The 15,240-nt window shown below is 65.2% G+C and carries 8 protein-coding genes; 6 read left to right on the top strand and 2 right to left on the bottom strand.

Translation table 11 applies throughout. The features are described from left to right. Window positions 1–40: 40 nt before the first annotated feature. On the top strand, window positions 41–1,051 hold the full coding sequence (locus ACLQ24_RS07580) for an ABC transporter ATP-binding protein (protein ID WP_425889934.1): 1,011 nt from the start codon (window positions 41–43) through the stop codon (window positions 1,049–1,051). Next, window positions 1,048–2,064 carry an ABC transporter permease subunit gene (locus tag ACLQ24_RS07575; RefSeq protein ID WP_425889933.1) on the top strand — a complete coding sequence of 339 codons (1,017 nt, stop codon included), beginning with the start codon at window positions 1,048–1,050 and terminating at the stop codon, window positions 2,062–2,064. Before ACLQ24_RS07580 ends, ACLQ24_RS07575 begins: the two co-directional genes overlap by 4 nt. 48 nt (window positions 2,065–2,112) lie before the next feature. Here the strand turns inward: ACLQ24_RS07575 and ACLQ24_RS07570 are convergent, their stop codons facing one another. After that, window positions 2,113–3,048 (bottom strand): LysR family transcriptional regulator, encoded by a 936-nt coding sequence (locus tag ACLQ24_RS07570; RefSeq protein ID WP_425889931.1) that lies wholly within the window; start codon window positions 3,046–3,048, stop codon window positions 2,113–2,115. A 163-nt stretch (window positions 3,049–3,211) separates the two neighbouring features. Here ACLQ24_RS07570 and ACLQ24_RS07565 point away from each other — a divergent pair, with 163 nt between their 5' ends. The 4 genes from ACLQ24_RS07565 (at window position 3,212) to ACLQ24_RS07550 (ending at window position 6,466) form a co-directional block, all read left to right on the top strand. Then, window positions 3,212–4,186 (top strand): glutamate ABC transporter substrate-binding protein, encoded by a 975-nt coding sequence (locus tag ACLQ24_RS07565; protein ID WP_425889929.1) that lies wholly within the window; start codon window positions 3,212–3,214, stop codon window positions 4,184–4,186. Between the two features lie 9 nt (window positions 4,187–4,195). After that, the gene (locus ACLQ24_RS07560; protein ID WP_425889927.1) at window positions 4,196–4,837 is read left to right on the top strand and encodes an amino acid ABC transporter permease; all 642 of its coding nucleotides are present in this window, start codon (window positions 4,196–4,198) and stop codon (window positions 4,835–4,837) included. Further along, window positions 4,834–5,631, top strand: coding sequence for an amino acid ABC transporter permease (locus ACLQ24_RS07555; RefSeq protein ID WP_425889926.1), 798 nt, complete (start codon window positions 4,834–4,836; stop codon window positions 5,629–5,631). Before ACLQ24_RS07560 ends, ACLQ24_RS07555 begins: the two co-directional genes overlap by 4 nt. Window positions 5,632–5,695: 64 nt before the next feature. Next, window positions 5,696–6,466 (top strand): class II glutamine amidotransferase, encoded by a 771-nt coding sequence (locus ACLQ24_RS07550; RefSeq protein WP_425889925.1) that lies wholly within the window; start codon window positions 5,696–5,698, stop codon window positions 6,464–6,466. 46 nt (window positions 6,467–6,512) lie between these two features. On the opposite strand, the gene ACLQ24_RS07545 is transcribed toward ACLQ24_RS07550, so the two are convergent. After that, the gene (locus tag ACLQ24_RS07545) at window positions 6,513–14,969 is read right to left on the bottom strand and encodes a hypothetical protein (protein WP_425889923.1); all 8,457 of its coding nucleotides are present in this window, start codon (window positions 14,967–14,969) and stop codon (window positions 6,513–6,515) included. Window positions 14,970–15,240 lie beyond the last annotated feature (271 nt).

The raw sequence follows: 15,240 nt of genomic DNA, 5'->3' as shown, positions 1-15,240 counted from the left end.
TGGTGTCGGCTGTCACGCCCACCATCGGGGGAGGTGCAGCTTGCCAGCTGTCCTGGAGATCGAAGGTCTACGTAAGACGTACAAGAGTCGTCGACGCGGCACCCGCAACGCGCTCGACGGCTTCGACATGCGGGTCGACGCGGGGCAGGTGCATGGCTTCCTGGGCCCCAACGGGTCCGGTAAGACCACCACTCTACGTACGCTTCTCGGCCTGATCCGGCCCGACGGCGGGCGGATGACGCTGTTCGGGCACGAGGTTCCCGGCGCGCTCCCCACGGTCGCCGGCCAGGTCGGTGCGATCGTCGAGAGCCCGCAGTTCTTCCCGCACTTCACGGCACGGGACACGCTGTCCCTGCTGGCGGGTGCGGGCGAGGTGCCCGCCACCCGGGTCGACGAGGTGCTGGAGCTGGTCGGGTTGCGCGACCGGGCCGGCGAGCGGGTCAAGACGTACTCGCTGGGCATGAAGCAGCGGCTCGCGGTCGCGTCCGCCCTGCTGAAGAACCCGAAGCTGCTCATCCTCGACGAGCCGGCCAACGGCCTCGACCCAGGCGGTATCCGGGAGATGCGCACGCTGATGCGCACCCTCGCCGAGTCCGGGATGACCGTGGTGCTGTCCAGCCACATCCTCGGCGAGATCCAGCTCATCTGCGACTCCGTCACCATCATCTCGCTCGGTCGACGGGTCGCCTTCGGCCCGGTCGACGAGGTGCTCGCCCAGCACTCGTCCGGCGCGATCCGGGTCCGCCTGGAGGCGGTCAGCGACCTGCCGACGGCCACCGAGGCCCTCACCCGGGCAGGTGTCCGGGTCACCGGGCACCCGGACCACCTGATGCTGACCGGCGTCGACAAGCCGGCCACGATCACCCGGCTGCTCGCCGAGCAGCACCTGTACGTCAGCGAGCTGGCCCCGATCGCGGTCGACCTGGAGAGTGTCTTCCTCGAACTGACCGCCACCGCGCCGGTCCCCGGCCAGCACCGGCAGGTCGACGAGTCCACGAAGGTCGGTGGGACGGGTCAGCCCGGCGCCACCGGGGGAGGGTGGGGCGCGTGAGCCTCTATCGGACGGAGCTGCACCGGCTGACCAAGCGGCGCTTCACCCGCTACATGACGCTGCTCGGCCTGCTGGTGCTGGCCGCGGTGGTGGTCGGTGTCTTCTTCACCAACCAAAAGATCGACGCCGGTCAGATCGCCAAGGCCGAGCGGCAGGCCGACCAGCGGTACCAGGAGCAGGTCCGCTGGAGTGAGCAGGAGCGGGGCAGCTGCGAGCAGGCCAAGAAGGTTGGCACAACGAACGAGGGCCGCTATCCCGAGGACTGCTCGGTGATCAAAGCACCGCCGCGCGAGGAGATCCAGGCGGAGTGGTTCCTGCCGTCGACGTTCAACTTCCGCAAGACGTTCGACGAGACACTGGTCCCGTTCGCGGCGATCCTCGCCCTGGTCGGGTTCGTGGTCGGCGCGTCCTTCGTCGGGGCCGAGTGGAGCAGCGGCGGCATGATGAACCTGCTGCTCTGGCGGCCGAAGCGGGTCACCGTACTGCTCACCAAGCTGGCCGCGCTGCTCACCGGCATCCTGGCGGTGACGCTGCCCGCCGCGGTGCTGTGGTTCGCCGGCTTCTGGGCGGTCGCCAGCTTCCGGGGCAGCACCGAGAAGATGACCTCGGGCGCCTGGCAGTCGTTCGCGCTGACCGGTCTGCGCGGCGTGGCGCTGGTGCTGGTGATTACCACCATGGGCTTCGCGCTGGCCTCGTTGGGCCGGCACACCGCGATGGCCCTCGGCGGTGTCGTGGCGCTGATGGTGGTCGGCCAGTTCGGCCTCGGGATCCTGCTGTCGATGGCGAGCGTGAAGTTCGCCGAGGCGTGGCTGCTGCCCACGTACGCGCTGGCCTGGATGACGAAGACGGTCACGTTGCAGAACTGGCAGTCCTGCAACGCGACCTACTACGGCGAGTGCAAGCCGGAGACGATGGACATCACCTGGCAGCAGTCCTCCGTGCTGTTCTCGGTCGGGCTCGTGGTGATCCTCGGCGCGGCGCTCTGGGCGATGCGTCGCCGCGACATCTCCTGATCGGTTGGCAGCGGAAGCCCCCGGGATCGTCGGGGGCTTCCGCTGCTTTCAAAGCACTGCACTACTCGCGCTACGGTCCAGCCGATGTTGAACGTGCTGAGCCGCAGCGTGTAGAGCCCGCACTACCGCTTTGGCTGCTGTGGATTGCGCCGTACCGGCTCCCATGGAGACATAGATCCGTCGCCGTGGCCAGTTCATCAGCGGCACTGCTTTCAGCCGCTGATCGAGGTGGGTGGCGATCGCAAGTTCATTCATCAGGGTGATGCCGACACCGGTCGCCACCAGGTTTTGGACGGCGACGTTGTCAGAGGCGGTGACGACGATGCGCGGCTGGAAACCGGCCGCTTCGCAAGCTGCGGTGAAGCGGTCGCGGACACTGTCCATCACCCATGACTCCTGCGCCAGGTCCGCGAAGTTGATCTCAGGCTGATCGGCTAACGGATGCTCGCGGGGGAGGAGAACACACCTCCGATCGCTCATCAGAGGGATCCGATGCAGCTCCCTTTCAGCTGCGCTGGCGGCCTCGTTCGTCCAGTCGCACATCACCGCGAGATCGATCTCGTTGCTGATGACAAGCGTCGTGGCCTCCACCGGTTCCAACTGCCGGACGACGACCTTCGGCGGGGTGCCCTGCCCGGCGGCGAGCAGGTCCAGCATGACGGGCACGAGTGTGGAGCAGCTGCTCTGGAAGGCGGCGAGGCGGACTACCGCCCCCGCGTCGGCGCTGAGCGCGGCGAGGTCGGCCTCGGCCGCGGAGAGCGCCGCAAGCACGATGTCGGCATGGGCCGCGAGACGCCGACCTGCTTCGGTTAGGCGAACATTGCGGCCGGATTGCACTACCAGGGGTATGCCGGCGGCTCGCTCAAGCTGACGCATCTGGTAGCTCACTGCGGGCTGCGTGTAACCCAAAACGTTGGCGGCCGCCGTGTACGAGCCGGTACGTGCCACCTGCGCCAGGGTGAGGAGCTGACGTGCGTCGAACATGAGCTGAGCATATAAACCTACTTTATCGGTAGGTTAAATTTTCTCATTGGACGGCCGGTCCTCCAGCGGCAACGCTTGCCCATGGCGGGTTCGCTGCCCGCTCGGTCGAGCACATCACACTGGCGACCCGTCCGAGGTGTTCGCCGGTTCCGAAAGGTTGGCAATGGCACTTATTCGCACCCCTCGTAGACAGGTAGAAGCCGGATCGCGGCTCAGGTTCGCCGGCACTGCGGCAGCTCTGCTCCTGGCTGCGACCGTCGCCGGTTGCGGCGGGCAGAGCGTCAGCCTGCCGGGCGAGCAGAGCGGCGCCGCTCCAGGGGGCGACAGCATCGAGAAGGCTCTCGCTGAGGCCCCGACTGCGGCACCCAATCTCATCCCCGCCGGCACCACCATGGCCAAGATCAAGGAGAAGGGAGCACTGACGGTCGGAGGTACGGAGACCGCGGCGCTCTTCTCGCTGCGCGATCCGATGACGGGAAAGCTCAGCGGCTTCGACGCGACGCTGTCGCAGTTGCTGGCGAAGTACATCATCGGCAAGCCGGAAACGAAGCTGGTCCAGGTCACGGCGCAGACCAGAGAGCTGTTGCTGCAGAACCAAACCGTTGACGCCGTCTTCGCCACGTACACGATCACTCCGGCTCGAGCCGAAAAGATCTCGTTCGCTGGACCGTACTACAGCTCGGGTACCTCGCTGCTGGTGAAGAAGGATCGCTCCGATATCAAGCAGGTGACGGATCTCGCCGGCAAATCGGTCGCGACGCAGTCCAACTCGACTGCTGCGACGACCCTGACCAAGCTGGTTCCGAACGCGAAAGTGTTGCTTCTGAGCAGCAACGACGAGTGCGTGCAGGCTGTCCGGCAGGGGCGTGCCGAGGCGTACGCGATCGATGAAGCGATCTTGGTCGGCAACGTGGCCCGCAATCCGGAACTCAAGGTAGTCGGTAATCCCTTCACCACGGAGCCCTATGGCATCGGCCTGCCGCCCGGCGACGCCCAGTTCAAGGCTTTTGTCAATGACTGGCTGCGGTCGATCTTCGCATCCGGGCTCTGGGAGCGAGTCTGGAAGTTGACGGTGGGAACGGCGGTCGAAGGTGCGGCGCCGACGCCGCCGCAGCCAGGATCCGTGGCCGGAAGCTAGTCGTTGTCGATGGACGTCGTTGGCCACCTTGGTCGGCTTTGGGATGGTCTCCTGGTCACTCTCCAGTTGACCATCCTGTCCTTCGCCGGAGCACTGATCTTCGGCGTCGTGCTGGCTGTCATGCGAATCTCTCCCATTCTGCCAGTGCGGGTGCTGGCTGGCACCTACGTGGAACTGGTCCGTAACATTCCGCTACTCGTCCTCTTGGTGATCTTCGTCTTCGGGGTGCCGGAGATCGGCATCATGTACTCACTCTTCCTCACCGTGGTGACCGCTATGGCCCTCTATGGGGCGGCTTTCGTGTCCGAGACGGTGCGAACGGGAGTGGCTGCCGTGACAGTCAATGAAGCCGAAGCGGCGCGTGCGCTGGGGATGACAACAGTCCAGACGATATGGCACATCATTCTGCCGCGCGCTCTACGCGCGATGATTCAGCCGCTCGGAAGCGTGTTCATCTCGATAGCGCTCGGCAGCTCATTGGCGGCAGCCGTGGGTGTGAGTGAATTGACCGGGCAAACGGACATGATAAACCTGGAATACGCCGATTCGGGTTCGACGTTGGTGATCAGTAGTGCGCTCTACGTCGGGATCACCTTGAGTGGAGGGCTCTTTTTTGGCTGGCTGGAGCGACGGCTGGCAGTCCACCGATGAGAACTGAAGTTCATCGCCTATTCGATCCACCCGGTCCCCGCGCGATACGCCGTAACCGCGTCATCACCGTCGCCGTCGCCGTCGCGCTGCCGGCCCTTGCGCTGCTGGTGATCTCGCGGTTCGCCGCCGCAGGTCAGCTCGAGCCGGGTAAGTGGTCGATCTTTGGGCAATGGCCGGTTGTCCGCTACCTGTTGGACGGCATCGGGAAGACGCTCCTCGCGACCGCGGCCGCTACGGCCCTGACCGTGCCCACCGGTCTGTTGATCGCGCTCGCCAGGTTGGCGCGCAATCCGATAACACGACTACTCGCCGCTGCCTACGTTGAGCTGTTTCGGGCGGTGCCAGTCCTGCTGTTGCTGTTCGCGTGCATGATTGTGCTGCCGCGTTTCGGCATGCGGATGCCGATATTCTGGCAACTCGTCGTTCCGATTACGCTGTCCCATGTGGCGGTGATCGCCGAGATATTCCGTGCCGGCATCACTGCGCTGCCTCGGGGGCAGGCCGAAGCGTCGTACGCGATCGGTATGACCTACTGGCAGTCGATGCGTCTCGTGCTCATTCCGCAAGCTGTGCGGCGGCTCAGGCCCGCACTCGTCACTCAACTCGTGCGGCTGCTGAAGGAAAGTACGCTCGGGTTCGTGGTCAGCTACATGGAGTTGTTGTACGCAGGCAAGGTGCTGGGCGAATACACCCACGCGCTGATCCAGACCTACCTGGTTATCGCGGCCATCTACATCGCAATCAATTCGTTGCTCTCGTGGCTCGCGGGAACGCTTGAACGTAGGTCGGTCTGAGGCTCCGAAAAATAGTCGGCCAGCTTCACAGAAAATCACATCGCCGAAAGGTTCAATCTCCAGCATGTGTCGCCTCCTCGGCATTGTCTCGTCCTCCCCGAATTCCATCACGAACCTTCTCGACGAAGACCTGCCCAGCTTCACTGCCCTCTCCCAGGAGCATGCGGACGGTTGGGGCGTGGCCTATAGGACTCTCGACGGGCTCGGTACGACGCGTTCGGTGGAGCCTGCGTATCAGAGTTCGGCCTATCACAAGGCAGTCGGTGCCATCCAGACCGATCTCGCTCTGCTGCATCTCCGGCTCGCCAATCCGGGTTCGCGGTTGACCGAGGCGAACACACATCCTTTCGTGCTGGGAGCCGCCGCCTTCGCGCACAACGGCCACTTCAGCCCGGCGGACGCGCTGGACGAACTCATCGATCCGGACCTGCTGTCGCTGGCCGCTGGTGACACCGACAGCGAACGCTACTTTCTCCTCATCTTGCAGGAGCTACGCGCTGGCGAGGAACCGGTGTCCGCACTACAGAACGCGGCCCGAGCGGTCCGGGAACGTGCGAGGTTCAGCGGGTTGAACTGTCTCCTGCTGACACCCGACGCGTTGTACGCCCACAGCGACAGTGACCCGGATTCGGAGGTCAGCCGCCGTCGGGGCCCGGACTTCTTCCGGCTCAGCTACCGCGTAATGCCAGATCGCGTCGTGGTGGCCTCCAGCGGGTGGCGGCAGCCCGAGGCCCAGTGGATCGGTCTCGGCAGCGGTACCGTGCTTCAGATCGACCGCGCCGGCCTGCGGGTGCAGGTACACGAGACAACCGGAATTCCGAGCCGCGCGCGGTAGGACCGCCGCCCTCCGCTGCCGGTGTCGGCGGGTGGGATCTGCGGTGTCAGCAGGTGAGAAGCTCCTCAGCCAGTGCCCTGAAGTCGGTGCCGCTGCCTGTGGCAGCAGTCTGAGCCGACATCCTGCTGAAGGCATTCATCCAATCCCCTATCTCTTCGGCTGTCAGGCTGCCGGAGTTGGCCCTTATGAATGCGCGCGCGGTCGCCAGGCCCTTGGTCCGCATCAGCTCCACCGCCTGCATGGCTGTCTCCGCTCCCTTTGCCCGGTGGCCAGAGTCCGCGATAAGACTGGCTCGTTGCCCGACGGGGATGTCGGTACCCTGGTCGATCAGCAGACGGGCGCGTTCGACCGGGTCCGTCGCCTCCTGATAGTCGAGGACGAAGGCTGCCTGGCCCCACGCCCCGATGTCGCCGAGCAGGGGAGTGAACCTGCTGAACCAGGGATCCTCTGCTACCTGCTGATCGTCGCGGGCCTGCTCGAGCATGGCGTCGGCCTCGAACTGCTGGACGATCGCCTTCAGGTCGTCGCGGGCCCGCCCGAGTATGGCGTCGGCTTCGACTTCGCTGCGTGCTCGGCGTTCGGCGATTTCCCGGAAGAACGTGTCGAGGACCGCCAGCTTCGCGTCCCGGTCCGGCGCGAGCAGCAGCCTGCGAACCGTTGTGCTTGTCGAGCCGTTGATCGGCTTGTTCAGCTCGGCGGCTCGTCTGAGGAAGCCTGGGTTTAGCCGGCCTTCGCCCAGGTCTTCAGCGGTGTCGGGATGCGCGAATACCCGCCACATCGGGCTCAGCGACGCCACGTTCGGGCCGTTGGTCGGCGACTTGGGCGCGTGGTGCACAATGCCGAGACCGTACGTCTTCGACAGTTCCCTGAATCGTGCGTCCAGCGCTGCCTCAGTCACCACGATCGCTTGCTGATTCTTGAGGGCGAACTGCTGAATCAGGCGTCTGGCATTCTGGACGACGTCGTCCGGGGCACCAGCGCCCCGCTTGTTGACCCCCAGGTAAACGACTTGGCGGTCGAGATCCCGTGCGGCCGTGCGGACGCCGTCCCGCGTCTGCTCGTCGGGCAGCTGGCCATGCCAGTAGACGTTGGACTGTTCCGTGTCGCGTTCGACGCCCGACGGCAACACCACGTCGGGCAGCGTGTCGTCGGGGACCAGCTCAGAAGTGGGCACGTCGATGGCGGTGGCCAGCAGGAACTCATCCATGTTGACCGGTCGGCCGTGCCCGTCGAGCACGAGCACCTCAGTGCCGGGCGCGGACAATTGCCCATACCGGTCGTCAGTGGCCGCCGCAACCTCGCCGAACAGGCCATGCGCCTGTGTGTCGAGCCACCGCAGCTGAACATGCCCACTGCGGTCGTCAGCCAGCAGCCAGTAGACGTGGGCCGGTTGTCCCGATGGCCGGACAGCCACGAGCATCATCGCACTCGGGGTGCACTCCATGGCCCGCCACAACTGCACGGAATCGACCTGATGTCCGGGCGTCAGACTTGTAGCACCTAAGGCGGTGATCAGATCTGGTAATTGCGGATCCGTGAATACGGATTCGTCGACGGTTTGGTTGCTGGTGCGGCCGTGAAACGCGACGAACGCGCCCATCGCCCGGGTCAGGCAGTCCGATTCTCCAGCGGGATGTGGGTCGGCTGCAACCTCGTTTCTGGCGATCCAGTCGCTGAGCCGCCGGGCGGAGCGACCCTGCGTAGGGTCCGTCCGTAGTGTGGCGATGGCCGCTTCGAACGGGTCCTGGGTGCCGCCGGCTGGCGGCTTCGGTCTTCCGATCTCGGCTAGCAGTTCCGCTACTCTGGCGTCCAACTCCAGCTTCCGGCGGTGCCACTGCTGCTGCTGAGTCTTCCAGGCAGCATCGAGGGCTTCGACGGGCTCGGCGGTGCCCGGTGTCGGCGTCGACGTGCTTGCGACCTCGGGTGTGGTCAGTTGAGCCAGTTCGGCGGCAAGCCGCGCACGTTCGTATGCCAAGTTCGCTGATCGCCAGGCGATGAAGCTCTGTTGCTGCAAAACGGCAGCCGAGTTCGCGGCCGCGAGCCTCTGCATTGCCCGTGGATTGTCCGCAAAGCCCAGATGGTGCGCCGCGTCGATCGTGTCCATCCAGATCGGAGCCGCATCTGGGATCGTCATCATCACTGCGGCTGTGGTGTCTGCCGCGACTCTGGATATGCGGGCCACGATGACGAGCTGCTCGGTCCACTCGATGAGGGCGCTCGGCTCTCTGCTATGGATCAGGGAGTGATCGACGACACCGCCCAGGCCGGCACCAGTGTCCTTCGAGCCAGCCATGCTGCTGGCTACGTCGGCACCTGCGCCGGCCCGGTGCGATCTCGACGCCTGGTCGCTGGCGCCCCAGTAGTCGCCCGTAGGCGCGCTGCTCGCGTCGACACGTCCAGGTGCATGGTCAATTTTTCCGGGACGTCCGCTACCCGCATTGGAGAGCATCGCGACGTCGATCCTGCGCTCGCTGCTGCTGGTGCCCGAACTGGCGCTGCGGCCGCCGCGAGTATCCCGGACATGCGGAGGCAGCACCGAGGTGAGCCGCGCGCCGACGACCCTGCTGTGCAGGGTGAGGGTCATCTTGGCACCCAACAGTCTCGGATCCCCGATCGATATTTCGAGCGGACCGGACAAGCGGGTTCGTAACGTGCCCCACAGCATGGAATGCCCCAGCGACTTGATGAGCGCGTGCGCGACGGGGCCACCGAGCTCGGCCCCGTCGCCAGCCAACCCAGCGCCGATCAGGGCTTGCATCGCTGCGGCCTGAACCGCCGCAGCGCCTCGGAAGTCGGCTACCTGGAACTGTGGGGGCAGCCGCAGCGACGAGGTGCGCTTGCGGGTGAACGAATGATCCCCCAATTGCCAGCGGCGAAGATCGATCTCGGCCGGATCAGCGGCAATTCGGGTCCATGACACGGGCGGGGGAGATACGAGATCAGCGTCATCCGTCCGGAGATGGTTGGCGAACTTGTCGGTGACTAGGTCGTGCCCGATCCGAAGCGGAGTGCCCAGCACCTTTCCTCTGTGGTAGGCGGTCACCAGCAGGGTAATTCGTTGGTGCACCTCAGCCCACGCACCCGGAATGTCGACGGCGACCATCTCCCGATCGGCGACTGTCGAAATCTTGGCGACTTGGCGGGCTTTGCCGACGATTCCGCTCGCACCACCGGCCCCTGACCGTTGCGGCTCCACGGCCCCGGCGAGGACTTCGGTCACTGTTTCGGTAGCCGCGTAATTGACCTGCCGGACACTCTTTGTGGCCGTGCTCGTCACGTCAAGCTCCAGATTTCTCGGACCCGCGGTGACCTGCGTGATCTGAGGCTTGGTTGGCTTTTTCTCGTCGTCCTGCGCAATCGCCTGCACTACGAGCTGGACCGTTCGACGGCCGGCTCGGCCTGGATAGATGAGCAGTATTGAAACGCCGCCGTCGATCAGTGCGCCCCAATTGCCCTCAAGATGCTCGCTGGTCGTGTGGTCCAAGATTGTATCGGTGTTGTCCATTCCGGTCCGATCATCGCCGATCAAAGGTTCGGCGTTGCCCGGTTTGAACTGTTGCGGAAAATTGGTTTTCCGCAACCAACTAATTACCTCGCTGCCTACCGCTCTAACGTTCAGTAGCCGCCCTGAGCCGAGGTTTCGCGGCGGGTTGAGCAGCACTTGATTCTGGACATTCAGCGCGGACGTCGGTTGGGTGTTGAAGGGCTGTGCGATAAACAGCATGGGTTCGGTGGAGGTTGGCGGCCGGGGCGGGCCCAGCAGCCCCATGCGGCGAGCCGTCGCGGACATCATCAGTCCGAACGCGGTCGCATTCGTGACGGATCGGCTGGCGCTGAAAAAACTGTCCGGACTGATCACGGGTTCGTTGACGAGAACGGCGTGGACCACGAAACGAACTTTTCCTACCACGGGAACCTGGAGCCCGCGGTCGTGATAATTGGTGTCGTTGCGTTCGATTTCTGTACTCAGGCCAGATGCCCTGACTTTCGTTCGCCCCGCGGTGCGGCGGCGGACAACCTGCCCCTGGACCGCCCCGCTCGGCGGCCCAGCGTGAGCGCCGGGGCCGGCGGAAGCTGAAACCTGCAGACCGTGCGACGTGGAATTGTTGACGGTGTGGTTCACCGCGATTCCGTGCTCGATCGCGTGTTCAAGCATGCCCTGTGGGCCGATCCGGGGCGTTTCGACAAAGGCGCGGATGTAAGCTGTGCCGCTGACCGCCGGGTCGTTGATAATTTCGCCGATACCGTGCAGAGGGACCGCCTGCCGGGACATCGTCGGCAGAAGTGCGGCCACCCGGTCCGGCGTGAGCTGCGTGTGCAGCAGGTAGTGCGCCAAGCTGGCCGGAGTGGTTGCCCCGACCGCGGTGCCACGAGGAGAGGCACCCGTGTCGATCATCTTCTGTCGTGCCTGGGTCACCGCCTCCTCGACCGCTGTCACCAAGGCGTCAGCGCCGTGGACATAGGAAGGGTGGTCCCAGTTAGTCACCATCCCCGCAGGTGCTTCGCCCAGCGTCCGTTCACGCCAATTCCGCCGTGACAACCGGGTGGGGGAGACCTTCGGCTCGGGCAGGTTGACAGCGGTCGCCAAGGCAGCCTTCTCGTCCTCGAAGGTGAGATCCCGGGAGATCGTAAACCCGACAGGAAGCCGGAATTTGAGCGTCTCGTCGTCGCCGGTGAGGCGAATAGGAGTTGGGTTGGTCCCGAGTAGGCGCTTCCAGAGTTGATTAATTCGACTCACCGGACTCTTGAGGGCGTATACCCCGACTGTGACTTCCATTTCCTGCACGTAGACCGCTTGGGCCTTGTCGCCCCCATCCAAGAAGGTCTCATTGGTGCTCGTGACTATGGCCGTTTGCCGACGACGCAAGTAGCGGAACATGGCGGCGAAGAAGCCGACACGACCGGCTCGGATCCTGGCGTTCGCGCCTATGGTGGTGTCGACCGCGCCGATGGAACCGGTGGTTCTGGTTACTCCCCGCTGCAGGCGGTGTGGCGTCGAGGGCAGCGTTCGGTCTCCGGGCGGCTTTACCGCAGTGGGCACGGCAGTCTCCGGGCCGGACTTTTCGGTCTCTTCAGACTCCTCTGGCACCGTCGTCAAGGACGTCGGTGGAGTTCGCTCCTCGTTGCGGATGCCGACATACTGCGGTTCCACATCAGGCTGGGCGCTGCGGAGGTGAACGATCAGGGCCAAGGACCGGGCGTCGTCATCGAGATCCAGCCGAACGACGATGTGTCCGGCAGACAAGCTGAGGAAGTCGGCCGCGATCCGCTTCGGCCCAGCTTGCGTGGCGAGGCTCTCTTCGTTGAGTAGAGCTTGCATGATCCGCCTGGTGACCATTCGCTTGGTACGCGGCGAGTCCCAATCCGGCAGAAAGTCTCGATAACTTTCGTTCTCTGGCCGAGCCAGTAGATCTCGGAGCCGATCGGCTATGCCGGTCGCGATTCGTTCCGCCCCGTAAATCGTCGACTGCCCGAGACGAAGGCGGCCCCCGTGCCACATGTACGTGGGCAGGCGTCGACGCGCCGTCTGCATCGTGGCGACGCGGAGGCGTTTGATCAGTCGGGCGCTTTCGGCCGATACCGCCGCCGCCTCTGTGGGCTCGAGACCGGTCGCCGGCTCGGGCGGGCTGTCGGTGGCCGCGCGATAGGTGCCGGCTGGAACTTCCTCGATCGCCTCAAGTTCCGAGGTGACGGGATCCGGGTCCGTTCCGCGGCGGTGCCAGAACCGCAGCCGGTCCCGAGACGAGACCCGCATGACTGTGGTCTGGTACCGGGTGCGCACCAGCACGGTCGGAACGTTCAATTCCTGTCCGGCGCGGCTGCTGGTAGCTGTCGTCGAGACTCCGCCGATCGTGCTGCTCCTGGTGCCCGTCAGACCGCCGGAAACAAACGTCAGGGGATGAATCGTGCCGGCGTTGGCTTGGATCCGGATGCCGTTCCGGCTATCGAGGCGAGTTCCCACCTCGCTGACAGCGGTTGGCTGATTACGAAGCCAGGCGTCCTTGGCGGGTGTGCCGACCTGCTCGGCTGACACGAGCCGCACTCGAGTCCGCAGGCCGGCGGAGGCCGGGGTCTTGAACCAGGACCGCTTGGACAAGAAGCGGGGACCGTGGATGTTGCGGAGCAGCCGTTTGAGGGCATTACCGCCCGACCAGTGGTTGTAGATCTGCTCACGGTTGTCGCTGGCGGCGGGTGCGACCCGGCCATCGTCGATCAGATTGGCAACCCCGCGGGCCAGGGTGCCGTTCTCGTCGATGACCTGCACCGTCGTCAAGTTGGGTGTCAGTAGCGTTACTGCCTCGTCGTCAAGGTCATGCCGGCCTCCGTTCGACTCCGGCGTCATGAGCGCCAAACGCTGGGTGATCCGGAACCAGTGTGATCCCATTGGTATTTCAGTCGTGCTGGCCGGCTCGGTGTCCCGCCACCAGCGCAGGGCCAGGTCTGATTCGACGAGGTATGAGTCGGCCTCGCCCCAGGCCGCCTGGTTGTCAATGGCGGTGACGCCGGCATGGCTACCCCGTGTTGCCCTGGAATCCAGGACACCCACGCTCGCGGTCACCGGTACCCCGGTCAAGGTCAGCGGTACGGCCAACTGCCAGAATCCGCGCAGCGGTCCACCCCGCGCGTGCTGCGTATTCGTCTGGTCTCGGGTGAACCTGCTGAGCCGGTTGCCCGAGTCGATCCGGACCTGATCCGTCATCTTTGGTCGCGGCGTCAGCGACATCCAGATGATCTCCTGGCGACCCGGCATCCACCAGTGCCCCGACCGGACCCGAACGCGGAAGGCCCGGCTGTTGTGCAGGAAAGTTTCAGGTTCGGTGGAGAGCGCTTCGATCAACGGATGATCGTCGGCGACCAGGTCGTACGCTGGCAAGGCGGCACGTAACTTCTCGACGATCCCCTTCGACCAGCCCGTCATGTCGAAGGGAGTCGCTGGCACGTTGAGCAGTTGCGGCACAGCCTCCACTGCCTTACGGACTTTGGTCGTATCCTCCGAGGATGCCTCCTTGACCAGTGCCCAGACTGCCTCGTCCTTCGTCTCATCGGGGTGGCGCTGCGCTGTCGGCGGGTTGGCGGAGAGCTGAGGTCGCCCGGGTGCAGGCAGGCTGGCCGCAAAGATGGGGGTTGGCCGGTGATCTATCCGCGCCTTCGGCCGAGCGCCCCAGCGCCCTGGGCGTTTCCGGCCGACGGGCGGATCGAGTATGGCCTCCACCGTGCGGTCATGCCCGAAACCTCGGATCGGTTCAGCGGATCCCAAGAGGGCGGCGATCGTGGTCGGGTTTCCGGTGGGATCGATGAGCAGGACGTGTGTGCCGGGCGCGGCGAGCTGACGATTCAAGGGAGCGCCAGCGGAGAAGTCCACCTCGGGCAACCCGGTGAGGTGTGCGCGGGCCACGGGAAGTTTGGGGATTACCCAACGTGGGACAACTCGATCCGGCTGGCCGTCCGCGACCAGGCTGTGAAGCCTGGTCGGGGTGGCCGCGAACCGCACGAATGCCAGCGTGCCTGGCGTGCGCTCCAGGGCAGCGAACAATCGCCGAACATCGCCCAACGGGCTGAAGTCTCCTCCCATCAGCTGCGCGAGCCGAGTGGGATCAAGGTCAGTGGGGATCTCCGAAGCCAAGCCCTGCTGAGGAGGGCGGCGATGCAGCGCGATGTACGACTCCAACGCGGTAACGACGGTGTCCCATTCGGACAGATCCGCGCTCGGGCGCAGGCCGTCCGCCCAGGACGAGAACGAAGACCTGCTGGATGGAGATAGACCTGCGGTGGGGAGTCCGTCGGTGCCAACGTCCCGGACGAGCGTCCGCTGAGTGTCGACCGTGTCCACTCGTTCGGCGAGGATCGGGTCGTAGACCCCGGGGCGCAGCCGGCCTGGTGGGGTGAGTGAGGCGTCGTGGTGGCGGACCAACTCGATCAGTCGCGCGGTGCGTTCCCGCAACGTTGCCAGGTACGCCGACGGTGACGTGTCGGTGTCGAGCGGGTGCCAGCTCCGCAGGGAGCGTGCCGCATCACGCTGTCGACGTAGCCGCCGCGCTGCCTGGGGGTCGGAGGAACCCAACTGCTCTATCGCCCACTGTTCGGTGAGTCGGTAGCGCTCGTCTACCAGATGCTCGGTGGGCAGCACGAGCACGGCATCCACCTCGCCGTGCGTGTCGAACGGTACGAGCCGCGGGTCGCGCGGATCCCACGACTCCGGCGCTTGTGCCAGGGTCGGTAGGCCAACCTGATCGGCGCGGGCCATTGCTGGTGCCATGCCGGCCGCGAGTCGGTGGGGTACGTGCACCATTCTCGAGAGCAGGTCCAACGCCTCATCGCGCAGGATGGCGGTGGCGGCTCCTTGGTCGATGACCGTCGTATCGATGTGCACCTGGTGGAAGCCCGGCACTGGCGGTGCGTCGAGCACCGCGTCGGGCACGACACCGCCGAAGCTGATCCACTGACCCGAGCGGACCCACGTGACGGCGAATTCGGGGCAGCCCACTTCGGCCGCGTGCTCCATCTGCGTCTCCTTCCGGCGGGTGGGTCTGCTCGGCGTGAGTGCTTCGTCGTGGACTAGAGGGCGGATATGGGTGGTACTGGCCAGGCGGTGTTGGTCCATCCGCCGTTGAAACGGAGGTCGTGGTGTGACGGCGCAACGTGCCGGTGACGTATCCTAGTATCCATATCGGTTAGGTAGTGATTCTCGTGACCGGCCCGTGCTCGGCAGACGCTCTCGGGCTCAGCGGAGTAGCGCGCGGTCGACGTCCCGGCCGCCGGTCTCAATGACGACG

Source organism: Micromonospora sp. DT4 (genome assembly GCF_049841675.1).
GTDB lineage: Bacteria > Actinomycetota > Actinomycetes > Mycobacteriales > Micromonosporaceae > Micromonospora.
Note: the sequence above shows the minus strand (reverse complement) of the source record. Positions and strands in the feature narration are given on the sequence as shown.